Raw genomic sequence first — 18,723 nt, forward strand, 5'->3', positions numbered from 1 at the left:
TGTGGCGAGGGAGCTTGCTCCCGCTGGGCTGCGCAGCAGTCCCAAAACCTGCCAATGATTTCTTACAGACACACCGCGTTCCCTGGGTTGGCGAGTGCTACGCACTCGAGCGGGAGCAAGCTCCCTCGCCACAGGGTTGTGTGCATGTCAGTCGAGATCACCCATGACCCGCCCGGCAAAGCCGAACACCCGGCGATGCCCGGCATACTCCACCAGTTCGACCTCGCGGCTCTGCCCCGGCTCGAAGCGCACGGCGGTGCCGGCCGGGATGTTCAGGCGCATGCCACGGCTGGCGGCACGGTCGAAGGTCAGCGCGTCGTTGGTTTCGAAAAAGTGATAGTGCGAGCCGACCTGGATCGGCCGGTCGCCGCTGTTGGCGACTTTCAGGCTGAGGGTGCGGCGGCCGACATTCAGTTCGATGTCGCCGGGCTGGATCTGGTACTGGCCGGGAATCATGGCCGGGCTCCTTGCAGAATCTTGTAGTAGAGGGCGGTCGGTCGATACGTGCCATGCGGGTCGCAGGCGTAATCGGGAATTTCACCGGCGCGGGTGTAACCCAGGGCCTTGTAGAAATCTTCGGCGGGGGAGCCGGCCTCGGTGTCAAGGTAAAGCATGCCGCGCTTGTGCTTGGCCGCTTCGAGTTCCAGCGCATTCATCAATTGCTGGCCGAGGCCACGACGCCGCGCCTGTTCGCGCACCAGCAGTTTCTGCACTTCGGCGCGATTGAGGCCGTTGGCCTTCTGGCACAGGCCCAACTGCACGCTGGCCTGCACCTCTTCATCCTTGACCACCACCCAGAGCAACACGCCGCCCTTGTTCACTTGTTGCTGCACTTCATCGAAATAGGCGCGCGCCTGTGCGGCGTCGAGGTCGGCCATGAAGCCGACGCTGGCGCCATAACCCACGGCGTCGAGCAGCAAGTCGATCAAGCCCTGACGGTAGTGCGCAAAACTTTCAGCATTGACGCGGCGCAGTTGGGCAGCGTTCATCGTTATCACTCCTTGTTGGCGTCAGGCGGCTCCGCGCCAGGATTGAGGGTCAGTTGCATGAAGGTCAGGTCGAGCCAGCGGCCGAACTTGGTGCCGACTTGCGGCATCTGCCCGGTGATGCTGAAACCGGCGCGTTCATGCAGACGAATGGAAGCGGTGTTGCCACTTTCGATGGCGGCGACCATCACATGCTTGGCGCAGGCTTTGGCCCGCTCGATCAGCACGCTCATCAGTTGCGGGCCAAGACCATTGCCGCGTTGGTCGCTGCGCACGTAAACCGAGTGCTCGACGGTATGGCGAAAACCGTCGAACGGCCGCCAGTCACCAAATGAAGCGTAGCCGAGCACGCTATTGTCGGCGTCGACGATCACCAGAATCGGGTAGGCCTGGGCCTGACGGGCACTGAACCATGCCTGGCGGTTGCCGAGGTCGACCGCCGATTCGTTCCAGATCGCCGTGGTGTTGAGCACCGCGTCGTTGTAGATGTCGCGGATTGCAGGGAGGTCGGCGTGCAGGGCATCGCGAATGGAGTAAGTCATGGTGCGGCCTCAGACGATCGGTTGGTGGACGGTGACCAGTTTGGTGCCGTCGGGGAACGTCGCTTCGACCTGAATCTCCGGAATCATTTCCGGAATACCTTCCATCACCTGCTCGCGGCTCAGCAGGGTGGTGCCGTAGTGCATCAGCTCAGCCACGGTCTGGCCGTCACGGGCGCCTTCGAGCAGGGCGGCGGAGATGTAGGCCATGGCTTCCGGGTAGTTGAGCTTCACGCCACGGGCCAGTCGGCGCTCGGCGACGAGGCCGGCGGTGAAGATCAACAGCTTGTCTTTTTCGCGTGGGGTCAGGTCCATTGTGGGTATCCATCAGGGCAGATTGAAAAATGTGCACAAATCTCCTGTGGGAGCGGGCTTGCTCGCGAAAGCGGTAGGTCAGCCAGCATCTGTGTGAATGACACATCGCCTTCGCGAGCAAGCCCGCTCCCACAGTTGGATTGCATTTCAGGTGTTCCAGATTCGCGGGGGCTGGGCTTCGCGGCCTAGCAGAACCGGGCGTAACAAACGCCATAAATCGATGAGCCAGGCACGGGCGAGCAGTGCTTCTGACGCCAAACACCGAGCCACCAACAGGCCGGGCAACTGGGTCAGATCCCCGCGCACTGCATGCCCCAGCGAACGACAGCGCTCCAGCAATTCGGCATCGATTTCACCGGTCACCAGCAGCGTCGCAAACACCGGATGGCCATCCAGGCCGATCGGCGAATCGAGCAAGCCGTCATTGCCGGTGATGCGTTGACGCTCGTGCCAGAGCAATCGCCCGTCGCGGCGGATATCCAGATGCGCTTGAAAGTGTCCGAGGTCGAAGCGCTCGCCACTGGCCGGTCGGCCCAGCGCCACCACGTCCCAGTAAAACAGCCGCGCATCGCCCTCAAGCTCGATCGACGTGCTGAGTTCAGCTTGGGCGGCGCTGTAGACGATGGTTTCCTGCGGCAGCCATTCCAGCGTCGCGCCGGCCGCGATTTTCAGGTCGAGCTGCTGATACGCCAGCCCCGCTGCGCGATACCACTTGGCGGCGCCGGGGCTGGTGATCTGCGCCCAGGCATCTGGTTCGACGCGGGCGCTGATGTTCAGCCGGTCACCGCCGGCGATCCCGCCCGGCGGGTGGACGATGATGTGCTGGCAGACTTCGGGGCCTTCGGCGTACAGATGCTTTTGCACGCGCAGCGGGCCGAGGTGTCGGCGCTGAACCGGGCGCGTGCAGTCACCGAAGCGGGCGTAGGCCAGCTCCAGCTCGGCGTGCCAGCTCGGGGTAAACAGGGCAGTGGAAAGCGGTAAATTCATGGTTTGTAATTATCGTTAGGAAGCTACAGATTAAATTGTTACCAGACCTCGTACACCCTCGGCCTCCATATTTTCGCCGCGCCCCTGTTGCACGATCTCGCCCCGGGACATCACCAGGTACTGATCGGCCAGCTCGGCGGCGAAGTCGTAAAACTGTTCCACCAGCAAAATCGCCATGTCGCCCCGCGCCGCGAGCTTCTTGATCACCGCGCCGATCTCCTTGATCACCGAGGGCTGGATGCCTTCGGTGGGCTCGTCGAGGATCAGCAAACGCGGACGACTGGCCAAGGCGCGACCGATAGCCAGCTGCTGTTGCTGACCGCCGGACAGGTCACCGCCGCGGCGCTGCTTCATTTGTAGCAGCACCGGGAACAATTCGTAGATGAAACTTGGTACTTCTTTCGCTTCACTGCCGGGAAACCGTGACAGGCCCATCAGCAGATTCTCCTCCACGGTGAGCCGGCCGAAGATTTCCCGGCCCTGTGGCACGTAGGCGATGCCGGCGTGTACCCGCTGGTGCGGCTTGAGCGTGGTGATCGCTTTGCCTTCCCAGTTCACCACGCCTTCCTTGGCCGGCAACAGGCCCATCAGGCATTTGAGCAGGGTGGTCTTGCCCACGCCGTTGCGCCCGAGCAGGCAGGTGACTTCGCCGATTTTTACGTCAAAGCTCAGGCCGCGCAGGATGTGGCTACCGCCGTAGTACTGGTGCAGCTTGTCGACTTGCAGCATGTCCAGAATCTCCTCAAATCCCTTGTAGGAGTGAGCCTGCTCGCGATAGCGGCGTGTCAGTCAACGCCGGCTTATCTGATACACCGCTATCGCGAGCAGGCTCACTCCTACAGTTTGGAAAGGTGTTTGCAGTTCAGCGGCCGAGATAGACCTCGATCACCCGCTCGTTTTCCTGCACCTGCTCCAGCGATCCTTCCGCCAGTACGCTGCCCTGATGCAGCACCGTCACATGGTCGGCAATCGAGCCGACGAAGCCCATGTCGTGCTCGACCACCATCAGCGAATGCTTGCCGGCCAGGCTCTTGAACAGCTCGGCGGTGAATTCGGTTTCGGCATCGGTCATGCCCGCCACCGGCTCGTCGAGCAGCAGCAGTTGCGGGTCCTGCATCAGCAACATGCCGATCTCCAGAAACTGCTTCTGACCGTGGGACAGCAGTCCGGCAGGGCGATTGACCGAGACCGTCAGGCGAATGGTTTCCAGCACTTCGCTGATGCGATCCTTCTGCTCACCGCTCAGGCGTGCGCGCAAACTGGCCCACACCGACTTGTCGGTCTTCTGCGCCAGCTCCAGGTTCTCGAACACGCTGAGGGCTTCGAACACCGTCGGTTTCTGGAACTTGCGCCCGATCCCGGCCTGGGCGATCTGCACTTCGCTCATCTGCGTCAGATCCATGGTTTCGCCAAACCACGCCTTGCCGTGGCTGGGGCGGGTCTTGCCGGTGATCACGTCCATCAGCGTGGTCTTGCCCGCGCCGTTGGGGCCGATGATGCAGCGCAGTTCGCCGACGCCGATGTACAGGTTGAGATTATTCAGCGCGCGGAAGCCGTCGAAGCTGACGCTGATGTCTTCCAGGGTCAGGATCGTGCCGTGCCGGGTGTCGAGACCCGGCCCGACGCGCTGGCCGAGGCCGATCGAGTCGCGGCTGGTGCCCTCGTCCTTGTTCGGCTCCACCGGGAAAAACGCCGGTTCGAGCATGAATTCAGCACTCGCAGTGACTCTCATTGTTCACCTCGTTTCTTCAGCAGGCCGATCACACCTTTGGGCAAATACAACGTCACGACGATGAACAGCGCACCGAGGAAGAACAGCCAGTATTCGGGGAAAGCCACGGTGAACCAGCTCTTCATGCCGTTGACCACACCGGCACCGAGCAACGGCCCGATCAGCGTGCCGCGACCGCCGAGGGCGACCCACACTGCCGCTTCGATCGAGTTGGTCGGCGACATTTCGCTGGGGTTGATGATCCCCACCTGCGGTACATACAACGCCCCGGCCAGACCGCACAGCACCGCGCTCAAGACCCAGACGAACAGCTTGAAGCCGCGCGGGTCGTAGCCGCAGAACATCAGGCGGTTTTCCGCATCGCGCAGCGCGGTCAGCACCCGGCCGAACTTGCTCTGCGCCAACCGCCAACCGATGAACAGGCTCGCAACCAGCAACAGCACGGTGGCCAGAAACAGCACCGCGCGGGTGCCCGGCTCAGTGATGCCGAAACCGAGAATCGTGCGGAAATTGGTGAAGCCGTTGTTGCCGCCAAACCCGGTCTCGTTGCGGAAAAACAGGAGCATCCCGGCGAAGGTCAGGGCCTGGGTCATGATCGAGAAATACACGCCCTTGATCCGCGAGCGGAAGGCGAAGAAGCCGAACACCAGCGCCAGCAGACCCGGTGCCAGCACCACCAGACACATCGACCAGATAAAACTGCTGGTGCCGCTCCAGTACCACGGCAATTCGGTCCACGACAGAAAGGTCATGAACGCCGGCAAACCATCACCGGCCGCCTGACGCATCAGGTACATGCCCATCGCGTAACCGCCGAGGGCGAAGAACAGGCCGTGGCCCAGCGACAGCAGACCGGCATAACCCCAGACCAGATCCAGCGCCAGAGCGACGATGGCGTAGCAGAGGATTTTGCCAACCAGCGTCAGCGAATACGCCGACACATGCAGCGCGTTGTCCGGCGCCAGCAGCGAGAGCAGCGGCAGGGCGATCAGCAGCGCGAGGATCACCGCGCCGATGGCGAGGGTGAGTTTCGGTCCGGCCTTTTGCGTGGCCGTGACAAGTAGAGGCTGGTTCATCAGTCGATCACCCGTCCTTTCAGTGCGAAGAGGCCTTGCGGACGTTTCTGGATGAACAGAATGATCAGCGCGAGGATCAGGATCTTGCCGAGTACCGCACCGATCTGCGGTTCGAGAATCTTGTTGGCGATGCCGAGGCCGAACGCAGCGAGCACGCTGCCGGCGAGTTGACCGACACCCCCGAGCACCACCACCAGGAACGAGTCGATGATGTAGCTTTGACCCAGGTCCGGGCCGACGTTGCCGATCTGGCTCAGCGCCACGCCACCGAGGCCGGCGATGCCCGAGCCGAGGCCGAAGGCGAGCATGTCGACGCGCCCGGTGGGCACACCGCAGCAGGCGGCCATGTTGCGGTTCTGCGTGACCGCTCGCACGTTGAGGCCGAGGCGGGTCTTGTTCAGCAGCAGCCAGGTCAGCACCACCACGAACAAGGCGAAGGCGATGATCACGATGCGGTTGTACGGCAGCACCAGATTCGGCAGCACCTGAATCCCGCCGGACAGCCACGCCGGGTTCGCCACCTCGACGTTCTGCGCTCCGAACAGCAGGCGTACCAACTGGATCAGCATCAGGCTGATGCCCCAGGTGGCGAGCAGGGTTTCCAGCGGCCGGCCGTAGAGATGACGAATCACCGTGCGTTCCAGCGCCATGCCGATCGCCGCCGTGACGAAGAACGCCACCGGCAGCGCGATCAGCGGGTAGAACTCGATGGCTTGCGGGGCGTAACGCTGGAACATCAGCTGCACCACGTAGGTCGAGTAGGCGCCAAGCATCAGCATCTCGCCGTGGGCCATGTTGATCACCCCGAGCAGGCCGAAGGTGATCGCCAGACCGAGTGCCGCGAGCAGCAGAATCGAGCCGAGGGACATGCCGCTGAAGGCTTCACCGAGGATTTCGCCGACCAGCAGTTTGTGTTTCACCTGCGCCAGACTGGTTTCGGCGGCGGTGCGCACGCCGGCATCGCTTTCGACGCCGGGTTCGAGCAGGCCTTCGAGGCGGGTGCGGGCCAGGGGATCGCCGGTTTCACCGAGCAGGCGCACGGCGGCCAGACGCACTGCCGGATCGCTGTCCACCAATTGCAGGTTGGCCAGGGCCAGGCTCAGGGCGGCGTGGACGTTCTCATCTTTTTCGCCAGCCAGTTGCTGGTCGAGGAATTTCAGCTGCGCGGGTTTCGCGCTTTTCTGCAATTGCTGCGCAGCAGTCAGACGGATTTTGGCGTCGGCGGCGAGCAATTGGTGGCTGGCCAAAGCGGTGTCGATCAGACCCCGCAGGCGGTTGTTCAGGCGCAGGGTTTTCGGCTGGCCGTCGAGGGTCAATTCGCCTTGTTGCAGGGCGTTGATCAGCTCGACACGCGCCGGCTCGGGCTGCGCGGCCCAGGCTTCCAGCAGTTTGGCTTGCTGCACGGGATTGGCGGCGACGAAGTCTTCGGCGTCGCCGGCAAAGGCAGTCATCGGCAACAGAAGTGCGATGACGAGGATGAAGCGGTAAAGGGTAGTCGGCATAAAGAGTCGCCTTGCGCGGACTAATTGTGGGAGCGGGCTTGCTCGCGAAAGCGGTGTGTCAGCTTGCATTTAAGTTGAATGACGAACTGCTTTCGCGAGCAAGCCCGCTCCCACAGGGGGAGTGTGTCGGACTGAAAGTCTTAACAGCCCGACACCCAATGGTTCAGTTGCTCTTCACCGCATAATCCGGCTTCTTGTCGTTGCCATCGATAAACGGGCTCCACGGCTGGGCACGGATCGGGCCTTCGGTCTGCCAGACCACGTTGAACTGACCGTCAGCCTGGATCTCGCCGATCATCACCGGTTTGTGCAGGTGGTGATTGGTCTTGTCCATGGTCAGGGTGTAACCGGACGGCGCAGCAAAGGTCTGGCCAGCCAGTGCTTCGCGGACTTTGTCGACGTCGGTGGACTTGGCTTTTTCAACGGCTTGCGCCCACATGTGGATGCCGACGTAGGTGGCTTCCATCGGGTCGTTGGTCACGGCTTTGTCGGCGCCCGGCAGGTTGTGTTTCTTCGCGTAGGCCTTCCAGTCAGCGACGAACTTCTTGTTCACCGGGTTCTCCACGGACTCGAAGTAGTTCCACGCCGCGAGGTTGCCCACCAGCGGTTTGGTGTCGATGCCGCGCAGCTCTTCTTCACCCACGGAGAACGCCACCACCGGTACGTCGGTAGCCTTCAGGCCCTGGTTGGCCAGCTCTTTGTAGAACGGCACGTTGGAGTCGCCGTTGACCGTGGAAATCACAGCGGTTTTGCCACCGGCGGAGAACTTCTTGATGTTGGCGACGATGGTTTGATAGTCGCTGTGACCGAATGGGGTGTAGACCTCTTCGATGTCCTTGTCGGCCACGCCTTTGGAATGCAGGAACGAGCGCAGGATCTTGTTGGTGGTGCGCGGGTAGACGTAGTCGGTGCCGAGCAGGAAGAAGCGCTTGGCGCTGCCGCCTTCTTCGCTCATCAGGTATTCCACCGCCGGAATCGCCTGTTGGTTCGGCGCGGCGCCGGTGTAGAACACGTTCGGCGACATCTCTTCGCCTTCGTACTGCACCGGGTAGAACAGCAGGCCGTTGAGTTCTTCGAACACCGGCAGTACCGATTTACGTGATACCGAGGTCCAGCAACCGAACACCACCGCGACCTTGTCCTGCGTCAGCAACTGCCGGCCCTTCTCGGCGAACAGCGGCCAGTTCGACGCCGGGTCGACCACCACCGGTTCGAGCATCTTGCCGTTCACGCCGCCCTTGGCGTTGATCTCGTCGATGGTCATCAGCGCCATGTCTTTGAGCGATGTTTCGGAGATCGCCATGGTCCCGGACAACGAATGCAGAATCCCCACCTTGATGGTCTCGGCAGCCTGGACAGTCCAGGTCATGCCCATCGCGGCAATGGATGCCGTGAGTGTGAAAGCCTTGATCAAACTGCGACGCTTCATTGTGCGATCTCCATGAACATTAAAGTTTTTTATGGTTGGCAGATGCGGACGACTGAAGACTGTTTTGCAAGGGCTGTGCCCGGTCGGGATCGGGCAGGAAAATGTCGGTTTAGAGCGGTTGCGCGTTGGCGGGGTGCACCATGAAGGGACGCGGAGAGAGCGTTGGTGCAAGCGGCCGCGCCAGATTGGGGCGCACACTGTTCCTGTAGGAGCTGCCGCAGGCTGCGATCTTTTGACTTTGATTTTCAATGATCAAAAGCAAGATCAAGAGATCGCAGCCTGCGGCAGCTCCTACAGGGGGGATTGGGTTGTGTCAGCGGCGGCGCATCAGACCGATGAAGAACAGGCCGCCGATAGCCGCGGTGGCAACGCCGATGGGCAGGTCTTCCGGCGCGATCAGGGTGCGCGCGGCAACATCGACCCAGACCAGGAACAGGCTGCCGAGCAGTACGCAGGCCGGCAGCAGTCGCCGGTGTTCGGCGCCGACCAGACGCCGGGCAATGTGCGGCACCATCAGCCCGACAAAACCGATCGAGCCGCTGATCGACACCAGCACCCCGGTCATCAAGGAGGCGATCACAAACACCCGCAGGCGCACCGCGCGGGCATTCAGGCCGAGGGTGACGGCGGTCTGTTCGCCGGCCATCAAGGCGTTCAACGGTCGGGCCATGCCCAGCAGCAAGCCGAGGCCGAGCAACACGCTCAGCGCCGGCACCGTCAGCAGTTCCCAGCGCGCCAGGCCGAGGCCGCCGAGCATCCAGAACATCACCGCCGAGCTGGCGCGATGGTCGCCCATGAACAGCAGCAGATTGGCGATTGCCATCATCACGAACGACACCGCCACGCCGCACAGCAGCAACCGGTCGCTGTCGAGCCGACCCTGACGGTTGGCAATGCCCAGCACCAGAAACATGCTCAGCAAGGCGCCGATGAATGCGGCAATCGGCAAGGTCAGCAGGCCGACGACTTCACCGATGTGCAGCACCACGATCACGGCGCCGAGTGTCGCGCCGGAGGTGACGCCAAGCAGGTGCGGATCGGCCAGTGGATTGCGCGTCACCGCTTGCAGCACTGCGCCGATCAACGCCAGCCCGGCGCCGACCAACGCCCCGAGCAACATGCGCGGCACGCGGATCAGCCAGACGATGTGTTCCTGCCCGGCGCTCCAGCTCACCTCGCCGAGACCGAAGGCCTTGTGCAGCAGAATCCGCCACACCACGTCCACCGGCACCCGCGCCGGACCAAAGCCGAGCGAGACCACGCACGACACCAGCAACACGGCGCCGAGGGCGGTCAGCAACAAGGCGTAGCGACGGTCGATCATTCGCCGTGGAACCCCTTGGCCAGGGTTTCCACCGCCAGCACGTTATCGATCCCCGGCGTGGCCTGCACGTAGGGGATGACGATGAAACGCTGGTTCTTGATCGCATCCACCGATTGCAGCGCCGGGTTCTTCAGCAGGAATTCGATCTTCTGCTCGGCGGTGATTTCGCTGTAATCGACGATCACGATCACCTGTGGATTGCGTTCGACCACGGTCTCCCAATTGACCCGGGTCCAGCTTGCTTCGACGTCGTCGAGAATGTTGCGCCCGCCGGCCGCATCGATCAGCGCCTGTGGCATGCCGAGACGGCCGGAAGTCATGGCGCGGTCTTCGCCGCTGTCGTAGAGAAACACGCGCGGCTTGTCGGCGGGCAGATCTTTGCGGATTTCGGCGACCTGTTGCTGCATGTCGGCGATCAGTGCGTTGGCGCGATCCTGCACGTCGAAAATCTTCCCGAGGTTGCGCAGGTCGTTATAGGTGTCGTCCAGCGTCGCCGCCGGGCGTTTCATCACGAAGGCGCAGGACTCGGTCAGCTCATACACGTTGATGCCCAGCGGTTGCAGGGTCTGCGGGGTGAGATCGCCGCCGACGCGCATGCCGTAATCCCAGCCGGCGAAGAAGAAATCGACGTTGGCGTTGAGCAGGGTTTCCACCGACGGATATTTCGCGGCCAGTTCCGGCAAGCCGTCGAGCAGCGACTGCATCGCGGGCGTCACCGACTTCCAGCCACTGACACCGCTGTACCCGGCCATGCGCGATTTGAGGCCGAGGGCGAGCATCATCTGGGTCATGTTGATGTCGTGACTGACCGCGTGTTTCGGCGCCTCCTTGAAGGTCACTTCGCGGTTGCAGCTATGGATGGTCAGCGGGTACTTCGTGGCTTCGGCGAAGGCCTGGGCACTGCACAACAAAAGAGCGACGCAAAGCAGGGAACGCACAGTCATGGTCGGGTTATCCAGGTGATTCGCGGGTAGTCGTGGAGGGGGTGGGAGTCGATCAACGCTTCGACGCCGAACACGTCGCGCAGCAGCTCGGTGGTGAGCACTTGCTGCGGCGTGCCGCTGGCGACGATCCGTCCGTGGTTGATCACGTACAGTCGGTCGCAGAAGGCGGCCGCGAGGTTCAGGTCGTGGATGCTGGCGAGGGTGCCGATCTGCAGGCGCTTGACCAGTTGCAGCAGTTCGAGCTGATAACGCGGATCGAGGTGGTTGGTCGGCTCGTCGAGGATCAACAGTTGCGGTTGCTGGGTCAGGGCGCGGGCAAGGATCACCCGCTGTTTTTCACCGCCGGACAGCGTGGCGAAAGCATGGTCTTCGAAGCCGTCGAGGCCGACGGATGTGAGCGCTTGCGTCGCCAGCTGTCGATCTTCCAGCGTGTCGCCATCGAACAGGCCTTTGTGCGGCGTGCGGCCCATGGCGACCACTTCTTCGACGGTCAGGCCAAAGGCATCGGGGAACTCCTGCAAGACCACGGCGATGCGTTTTGCGCACCAGCGCGAGGACTGCTTCCACACGTTGTGGTGATCGAGTCTGACCTCACCGCTTTCCGGCTGACTGAAGCGATAGGCGCACCGCAGCAGGCTGGTCTTGCCGCTGCCGTTGGGGCCGATCAGCCCGACGAACTCACCGGCAGCCACCTGCAACGAGGCGTCACGCAGCTGGAACTGGTGATGGCAGTGGCCGTGGCCCAGAGGTGTCCAGGCGAGGTTGGTGAGGTTTAGCGAGGTCATGCTTCTACTCTGAAATATCTGGCGTTGCTGATGACGCCTTCGCGAGCAAGCCCGCTCCCACAGTTGATCGCGTTTCAATGTGGGAGCGGGCTTGCTCGCGAAGAGGGCCATGAATCAAAAGGTGTAATCGGCCGTGACGAAGAACGATCTCGGCTCGCCGAGAATCCACTGTTGGCCCTCATTGTATTGGCTTTGTGCGTACTGGCGGTCAAACAGATTGTTCACCTGCAGACCCAGCGTGGTGTTGCGCAAAGCTTTCCACGACAGCGTCGCATCGACCTCGGTGTAACTCGGCAGCTCGTTGCGATTGGCCATGTCGGCGTAACGCGCATCGACATAACGCACGCCGGCGCCGGCCTTCAGGTCATCGCTGAGGTTTTTGTTCAGCCACAGATTGGCGGTGCGCCGTGGCACATCCACCGGGCGATTGCCGTTGTACGACAGCGTCTGCCCGTTGACCACTTCGGAGAAGTCATCGTACCTGGCCTTCACAATCGCCGCGTTGGCCTGCAGTTGCCAGGCGTGCGGCAGTTGCAGATCGAGGCTGGCTTCCAGGCCGTTGGACGATTGCTGGCCGACTTGCTGCTTGAGCGTCGGGTTGCCCGGATCGTCGGTCAGCAGTTTCTTTTTGACGATGCGATAGGCCGCCAGGGTGAACTCACCGCGCTGATCCCAGAACAACTGCTTCATGCCGATTTCTGTCTGCCGCGCGGTCGACAGGTCGTATTGCTGCTGGCTCGGGCTCAGCGAAATCAAGCCACCGATGCCGTCGGTGCTGGTCGCGACCTGACCGTAGAACGAGGTCTCGGGCGTCAGGGCAAACACCAGTCCGGCCTTCCAGTTGTTGCCGGTCAGGGTCTTGTCGCTCTGGCTGCCGTCGACCAGATTAGTGCGATCCACATGCACGTAATCACGGCGCACGCCGGTCACCAGCGACCAGCGCTCGCTCAGTTGCGTGCGGTTTTCAGCGAACACTGACATCTGTCTGGTGGTGCTGTCGAACTGGTCACGGTAAGGGTTGGCGCTTTCGAAATAGCCCGGTTGCGGGTGATACAGATCCAGCGCCTGACCGTTCGGCAGCACATCGTTGAACGGCGAGTTGCTGTTGAGCTGGAAACGGATGCGGTTGTAATCGACGCCGCTCACGGTCTGGCTGTCGAGGCCGAACAGCGAGTGTTTGAAGGTGAAGGTCTGGCGGTCGCCGACCTGCTCTTGCTGGTGGCCGATGCCGAAGTAGCCGCTGCGGCTGAGGTGTTGTGTGGCGGTGTCGAAATTGTAGTTCTCGGCGTTCTGCCAGCGGCGCTGGGCCTTGAGGTAGTACAACTCGTTGCTGGCACTGACCGCGTCGTTGATCTGCCAGTCGCTGGTCAGACGCGTCCACTGATCGTTGTAGTGCTGCTGGTCGTCACGCACGTTGTAGTTCTTGTTGCGCAGGCTGTCTTGCAATTGGCCGTTGATCAACGGCGTGCCGAAGTAGTTCTGCGGACGCTGGTCGCCATAGTCGTGGGCGAGGGTGAACGCCAGATCATCAGTGGCTTGCCAGCGCAGGGCGGCGCTGATGAAGTCGCTGGAGGAGTCGCCGCGATCAATCCAGCCGTTGCTGCGCAGACGATTGAGATTGAGGCGATAGCTCAGGGTGTCGCTCAGCGAACCGCCGCTGTCGAACGCCTGTTGCTGGCTGTCGTAGGAACCGTAGCCGACGCGCAGGTGGTTTTCGATTTCACCCTCGAACGGTTTCTTCGGGATCACGTTGACCACCGCGCCGGTCGCGCCTTCGCCGTACAGCACCGAGGCCGGGCCGCGCAGCACGTCGACGCGCTCCACCGACCAGGTGTCGACCGGAAAGGTCGCGGTGCCCATGCCGCTGTACATCCGGTTGCCGTCATACAACTGCATCACCGAACTCTGCCCGGTAAAGCCGCGTGCCTGCAACGAGGTGCCACCATCGCCCGGGGTGCCGGTGCGGCTGATGCCGGTGCTGCGCGACACGGCGTCCTGCACGCTGCGATCGCCACGGGCGCGCACCTGCTCGCCGCTGAGGCTTTCGACACTGGCCGGGGTTTCCAGGGCCGTCAGGTTCAGGCGTGAGCCAGCGGTGGTCGGTGTGGTCAGGCTGACGTTTTCGTCATCCATGGCCGGGGCGCTGATGGTTCCGGTGGGCAGCGTCAACGGTTGGCCATCGGCGCTGGCGTTGTTCAGGGCAAGCAGGCAGAGGCTGGACAAGAGGTACTTGTTCATCGGGGCGGTGAATCACTTCTTCAAAAGAAAGCCCGCAACTTGTGGTTGCGGGCAGAGTGGCCTATTTGTGTTACACAGTAACACTAAAAAATGCCGGAGTTTAAGCCCCGGCAGTTTAAAGATCTGTCTAAAACGCGCATCTCGCCTGCTTCATGATGAAGTTGAGGCAGATTCAGCTTGGCGGCCCAGACGCGACAACAGCAGCCGATCCAGCAGCCAGACCATCACCAGCGAAGCCCCCACCAGCGGAAAAATCACCGCCAGCACCAGCATGATCGCCACGCCGGTTTTCCATTTCGGCAGATCATGGCGCAGCGGCGGTACGCCGAACTTGCCCTGCGGACGACGCTTCCACCAGATCACCACACCGCTGACGGCGCTGAGCAGAATCATCAGGCAGATCAGCAGCACGACAATCTGGTTGAAGGTGCCGAACATCTTGCCTTCGTGGAGCATCACGCCGATTTCCGTGGCCCGCGCCACCGCGCCGTACTGCTCGAAACGCACATCGGCGAGGACCTTGCCGGTGTACTGATCGACATGCAGGGTCGCATCGTTACGCGGGTCGTCGGCAAACACGGCAATGGTGAACACACCGGTCGCGGTGGTTGGCAGGGTGATGCTGTAGCCGGGTTCGACCTTGCGTTCCACTGCAATGTTCTGCACGTCTTGCAGGCTGATCGCGGGTGCGGCGGGACCGTGTTGCATGCCGCCGTGGGCCATGTGTTCGGCGTGGTCGCCGGACATCGGCATCGGCGTGTTTTCCATCGCCCATGGCACGGTCTGACGCGCGGCGTTGTTCAGGCTGCCGGCCTCGACGTCGGAGGTCGGCACGTTGTTCCACATCGCGGCCGGGAACACGTTCCACACCTGGGCGTACTGCTTGCCCCAGAAGCCGGTCCAGGTCATGCCGCTGAGCAGCATCACCAGCAGCAATGCTGCGCCCCAGAACCCGGTGACCGCGTGCAGATCACGCCACAACACCCGACCGCGACTGTTCAGGCGAGGCCACAGAATCCCCGCCGCCTGACCGCGCGGCCACCACAGAAAGACCCCCGATACCACCAGCACCACACCCCAACCGGCGGCGAGTTCGATCAGGCGATCACCCACCGTGCCGATCATCAATTCGCCGTGAATGGCGCGGGCGATGGCTTGCAGATTTTTCTTTGCATCCTGCTCGCCGAGGATGTCGCCGTGGTACGGATCGATGAATACGTTGAGTTCATGGCCGGCGTTTTTCACCACGAACTGCGCGCTGCGTTCGGCGTTGGCCGGCGGCAGGTACTGGGTGATCTGACCCTGTGGATAAGCGCTCTTGACCCGTTGCAGCAGCTCATCGGCCGGCACCGTGTGATGTCCGGCCGGGACGTTGAGCAGGCTGCTGTACATCAGTGAGTCGAGTTGCGGTTTGAACAGGTAGATGATGCCGGTCAGGGCCAGCATCACCATGAAGGGCGCGACGAACAATCCGGCATAGAAATGCCAGCGCCAGGCCAGGTTGTAGAATTTCGCTTTGGGCTTTTGCATCACGTTTGCTCCGCTTGGCTTGGATCTTTTCGTTGTTCTGCAACCCTTGTGGGAGCGAGCTTGCTCGCGAAGGCGTCGTATCAGGCTGCATCTATGTTGGATGTGCCGTCCCCTTCGCGAGCAAGCTCGCTCCCACAGGGTGGGATTTGACTGTTAGAAACTCATATCGACCTTGGTCCAGAGCGTGCGCCCCGGCTCATTGATCGCTTGCGGGTCGTTGGCCGGGTAGCCGAAACCGGCGTTACCGGCCAGGTTCAGGTGTTCGGCGTAAGCCTTGCCGAACAGGTTGTCGACGCCGGTGCTGACCTTCCAGTTCTTGTTGATCCGGTAGGCGCCGTTGAGCGAGAACACGCCAAAGCCGCCGCTCTTGTCGTAGTCCTTGCCGACCACGTTGCCCTTGTTCTGGTCGATGCGGTTTTGCGCCGCGACCAAGCGCCACAGTGCTCCGGCGCTCCAGTTGTCTTCGCTGTAGGTCAGGCCGAAGCGCGCATCCAGTGGCGGCATTTGTGGCAGGGCCTTGCCGTCGCTGCTGTTCTTACCCCAGGCGTAAGCCAGCGTCGCATCGGCTTTCCAGTGCTCGGTGAGTTTGTACGCCGCGCCCAATTCGCCACCCATGATCCGTGCGTCGATGTTTTCCGCGCGCGAAGAGCTCATGCCCATCATCGTCGGCGTGTAGTCGAACAGGATGTAGTCGCGCACCACGCCGATGTAGCCCGAGGCCCAGGCTTCGAGTTCAGCGGTCTTGTAGTTCACACCGAAGTCGAACTGGGTGGTCTTCTCCGGTTTGATCGAGTCGAACGCATTCAGCGAACCGACCGGGCCAGACTTCGGTGAAAACAGCTCCCAGTAATCCGGGAAGCGCTGCGCGTGGCCGAGGCCGGCGTACAGCGTGGCCGGGCTGTCAGCCAGGTCATGCTCGTAACGCACGAAGCCGCTTGGCAGGGTGTCGGCGCGGGTCTCGCCGGCGGTCGGGTTGGGGCTGCTCATCATTCCCGAACCGATGCTCTGCCGGTAATCCCTGGCCGAAGCGCGGTCGACCCGGGCGCCAGTGATCAGGCGATCACGGTCGGCGGCGTACCAGGTCATTTCGCTGAACACGCCGTAGTTATGGAAATCGGCGTCCTTGGTGTACGGCTGATCCTTGTAGGTGTCGATGCCCATGCCACTGCGCTGGCGGTGCTCGTTGGTCTGCGCATCGAGGCCGGTGATCAGTTGGATGTCGGCCCAGCGCCAAGTCGCCTTGATCCGCGCGCCGAGGGTGCGACGGTCGACGTTGGAGGCCATGGGACCGGCCATCATCCCGGTGCCGGACGGCGTGCGCAGGGTGTAGTTGTCCATCACGTGGTCGGCGTAGTTGTAGTAGACCTGTGCTTCGAGCTTTTCCAACACGTCAGTGATGTTGGATTTTTCGAAGCGCAGGCCGAGGCTTTCGCGCAGGAACTGCGAACCGTCCATGCCGCGTCCGGCGTAGCGTGCTTCGCCGTCGCCTTTACCGGCGGTGAGTTCGAGCAGGGTGTCGGCGTCCGGGGTCCAGCCCACTGCGATGTCACCGTTCCACTTGTCGTAGCGCGACGGCACGGTGGCGTTGTTGCCGTCGCGATAGTCGTCGGAGTGCGCGGTGTTGCCGATCACTCGCACGTAGCCCAATGGCCCGCCGGCAGCGGCGTCGACCACCTTGTCGAAGCGTCCGTTGGAGCCGGCCAGCACGCTGGCATTCACCCGCGTGCCGAGCTCGCCGAAGCTTTCCGGCTCACGGTCGAAGAGGATCGTGCCGGCCGATGCGCCCGGCCCCCAGAGCACGGTTTGCGGGCCCTTGATCACTGTGAGCTTGTCGTAGGTTTCCGGCGAGATGTACGAGGTCGGCGCGTCCATCCGCCCCGGGCAGGCGCCGAGCAGCATGCTGCCGTTGGTGAGAATGTTCAGCCGCGAACCGAACATCCCGCGTAGCACCGGATCACCGTTGGTGCCGCCGTTGCGCACCAGGGCGAAGCCGGGAATGGTCTTCAGGTAATCGCCGCCGTCACTGGCCGGCACCGGTTGGCGCGGGTCCTTGGGGTTGGTGACGATGGTCAGCGGCGAGCTCGGGGCGATCGCGGTGATCACCGTCGGACTCAGTTCTTCGTTGTGCCCGGCGTGGTCATCGGCCAGCACCAGCGGGGACAGCAGGACGCCGCAAAGGACGGCGGTGGCGTGCGAGAAACGAATGCGCGATTCGTTCAAGGCAAAGGACGCCCGAGCAGCGCTCAAACGTGGAACAGCAGAAAACCTGGACATGACAATTTCCATCAAACAGTCGTAAACGACACGGCCGGCAGCCTGAAGCTGTCTTCTCAACCGTGTGCAATCAAAGGTGCGGTGTTTACGCGGCGATGGGCGGGGCGCGGGTTCGGGCGCCGGGGAAGAAGGTCTGCCGGGCATGCCCCAGACGCGGGGAGGGTGGAGTGAAGGTGTTGGCGTGGGCGATGCTGAACGTGGCGAAAGTGCCGCCACCGGTCAGCGCCGGACAGTTGAACAGCAGGCTGCAATAACCGCATTTTTCCCACAGGGCGTGGTGCGAGGATTGCGGCGGACAGTGTTCGGCAGCCGGTTGTGCACCGTGCGTGGCGTGATCCATGCCCGGCATGGCCATCGACATGTCCATGGGCATCGCCATGGAAGTCGAGGCGTGCTGATCCATCGGCATCGACTGAGAAATCAGCGGGCCGATGAAGATCATCAACATGGCGAACAGGGCGATCCAGCTACCGCGGGTCAGAGTCTGGCTCTGGCGATGCAGGCGGGACGCCCCGGCGCGTTGCGGGCGCACGGGCGTGGTCAGCCGGATCGGTTACTGAGCGTGATCGTGTGCCTGGGTTTCTTGCGGAGGTTTCTTCTGCACCGCGACCTCGACGGTCACGTCACCGGCCTTCTCGAAATGCAGGGTCAGCGGGAAGCGTTTGCCGTCGCTGAGCAGACTGCGGTCTTTCGGGTTGAGCAGCATCACGTGATAGGCCATCGGTGCGAACGTCACCGTGCCGCCGGCAGGAATCACCACATCGGGCACCTGCTGCATTTTCATCAGGTCGCCCTGCATCACATGCTCATGCAGTTGCGCTTCGGCGGTGATCGGCGAGTCGACGCTGAGCAGGCGGTCGTCGGTCTTGCCGGGATTGCTGATCACGAAATAAGCCGCGACGGTCGGCGCGTTGGGCGGCAGCTCCTGCGACCACGGATGAGCGATTTCCAGCTCGCCGGCCTTGTATTCGTGGGCATGGGCGAAGCACGCAGGCAGCAACAGCGCAGCGATGACGATGAGTTTGTTCAACATGGCAGTTCTCCGGAACGATATGAAACGCA

18 protein-coding genes are annotated in these 18,723 nt (G+C 62.4%); all 18 read right to left on the reverse strand.

Annotated features, from left to right (window positions below; all coding sequences use genetic code 11):
• Positions 1-147: 147 nt before the first annotated feature.
• Complete coding sequence (locus tag ACVHNU_RS28025) at positions 148-456, reverse strand: urease subunit beta (protein WP_007966984.1); 309 nt, start codon at positions 454-456, stop codon at positions 148-150.
• Positions 453-989, reverse strand: a complete 537-nt coding sequence (locus tag ACVHNU_RS28030) for a GNAT family N-acetyltransferase (RefSeq protein WP_473018695.1) — start codon at positions 987-989, stop codon at positions 453-455. Before ACVHNU_RS28030 ends, ACVHNU_RS28025 begins: the two co-directional genes overlap by 4 nt.
• Before the next feature lie 5 nt (positions 990-994).
• Positions 995-1,528 (reverse strand): GNAT family N-acetyltransferase, encoded by a 534-nt coding sequence (locus ACVHNU_RS28035; protein ID WP_103485951.1) that lies wholly within the window; start codon positions 1,526-1,528, stop codon positions 995-997.
• A gap of 9 nt (positions 1,529-1,537) precedes the next feature.
• Positions 1,538-1,840, reverse strand: a complete 303-nt coding sequence (ureA, locus tag ACVHNU_RS28040; protein ID WP_003221215.1) for an urease subunit gamma — start codon at positions 1,838-1,840, stop codon at positions 1,538-1,540.
• 147 nt (positions 1,841-1,987) lie between these two features.
• Positions 1,988-2,827, reverse strand: coding sequence for an urease accessory protein UreD (locus ACVHNU_RS28045; protein ID WP_473018696.1), 840 nt, complete (start codon positions 2,825-2,827; stop codon positions 1,988-1,990).
• A 30-nt stretch (positions 2,828-2,857) separates the two neighbouring features.
• On the reverse strand, positions 2,858-3,556 hold the full coding sequence (urtE, locus tag ACVHNU_RS28050) for an urea ABC transporter ATP-binding subunit UrtE (protein ID WP_473018697.1): 699 nt from the start codon (positions 3,554-3,556) through the stop codon (positions 2,858-2,860).
• 133 nt (positions 3,557-3,689) lie between these two features.
• Positions 3,690-4,559 (reverse strand): urea ABC transporter ATP-binding protein UrtD, encoded by an 870-nt coding sequence (gene urtD, locus ACVHNU_RS28055; RefSeq protein ID WP_400507896.1) that lies wholly within the window; start codon positions 4,557-4,559, stop codon positions 3,690-3,692.
• A complete protein-coding gene (gene urtC, locus ACVHNU_RS28060) occupies positions 4,556-5,635 on the reverse strand; it encodes an urea ABC transporter permease subunit UrtC (RefSeq protein ID WP_473018698.1) in 1,080 nt (359 codons plus the stop codon). The genes urtD and urtC overlap by 4 nt, the downstream gene beginning before the upstream one ends.
• Positions 5,635-7,137, reverse strand: a complete 1,503-nt coding sequence (gene urtB, locus ACVHNU_RS28065; protein WP_262142667.1) for an urea ABC transporter permease subunit UrtB — start codon at positions 7,135-7,137, stop codon at positions 5,635-5,637. Before urtB ends, urtC begins: the two co-directional genes overlap by 1 nt.
• Positions 7,138-7,300: 163 nt before the next feature.
• Positions 7,301-8,566, reverse strand: coding sequence for an urea ABC transporter substrate-binding protein (urtA, locus tag ACVHNU_RS28070; protein ID WP_003221226.1), 1,266 nt, complete (start codon positions 8,564-8,566; stop codon positions 7,301-7,303).
• Positions 8,567-8,879: 313 nt separating this feature from the next.
• Positions 8,880-9,890 (reverse strand): FecCD family ABC transporter permease, encoded by a 1,011-nt coding sequence (locus ACVHNU_RS28075; protein WP_400507892.1) that lies wholly within the window; start codon positions 9,888-9,890, stop codon positions 8,880-8,882.
• Entirely contained in the window at positions 9,887-10,834 is a 948-nt protein-coding gene (locus ACVHNU_RS28080; protein WP_473018699.1) for an ABC transporter substrate-binding protein, read from the reverse strand. Before ACVHNU_RS28080 ends, ACVHNU_RS28075 begins: the two co-directional genes overlap by 4 nt.
• Positions 10,831-11,619 (reverse strand): ABC transporter ATP-binding protein, encoded by a 789-nt coding sequence (locus ACVHNU_RS28085; protein WP_473018700.1) that lies wholly within the window; start codon positions 11,617-11,619, stop codon positions 10,831-10,833. Before ACVHNU_RS28085 ends, ACVHNU_RS28080 begins: the two co-directional genes overlap by 4 nt.
• Before the next feature lie 114 nt (positions 11,620-11,733).
• Positions 11,734-13,857 (reverse strand): TonB-dependent receptor, encoded by a 2,124-nt coding sequence (locus ACVHNU_RS28090; RefSeq protein WP_473018701.1) that lies wholly within the window; start codon positions 13,855-13,857, stop codon positions 11,734-11,736.
• Between the two features lie 150 nt (positions 13,858-14,007).
• Positions 14,008-15,387 (reverse strand): PepSY-associated TM helix domain-containing protein, encoded by a 1,380-nt coding sequence (locus tag ACVHNU_RS28095; RefSeq protein ID WP_473018702.1) that lies wholly within the window; start codon positions 15,385-15,387, stop codon positions 14,008-14,010.
• A 153-nt stretch (positions 15,388-15,540) separates the two neighbouring features.
• Positions 15,541-17,661: a TonB-dependent copper receptor gene (locus tag ACVHNU_RS28100; RefSeq protein ID WP_473018703.1), complete on the reverse strand. Its 2,121-nt coding sequence runs from the start codon at positions 17,659-17,661 to the stop codon at positions 15,541-15,543.
• A gap of 85 nt (positions 17,662-17,746) precedes the next feature.
• The gene (locus tag ACVHNU_RS28105; RefSeq protein WP_400496169.1) at positions 17,747-18,193 is read right to left on the reverse strand and encodes a DUF2946 domain-containing protein; all 447 of its coding nucleotides are present in this window, start codon (positions 18,191-18,193) and stop codon (positions 17,747-17,749) included.
• Positions 18,194-18,214: 21 nt separating this feature from the next.
• Positions 18,215-18,694: a copper chaperone PCu(A)C gene (locus ACVHNU_RS28110; protein ID WP_103485965.1), complete on the reverse strand. Its 480-nt coding sequence runs from the start codon at positions 18,692-18,694 to the stop codon at positions 18,215-18,217.
• Between the last annotated feature and the right edge of the window lie 29 nt (positions 18,695-18,723).

Source organism: Pseudomonas sp. Ors-4-3C, assembly GCF_055755035.1.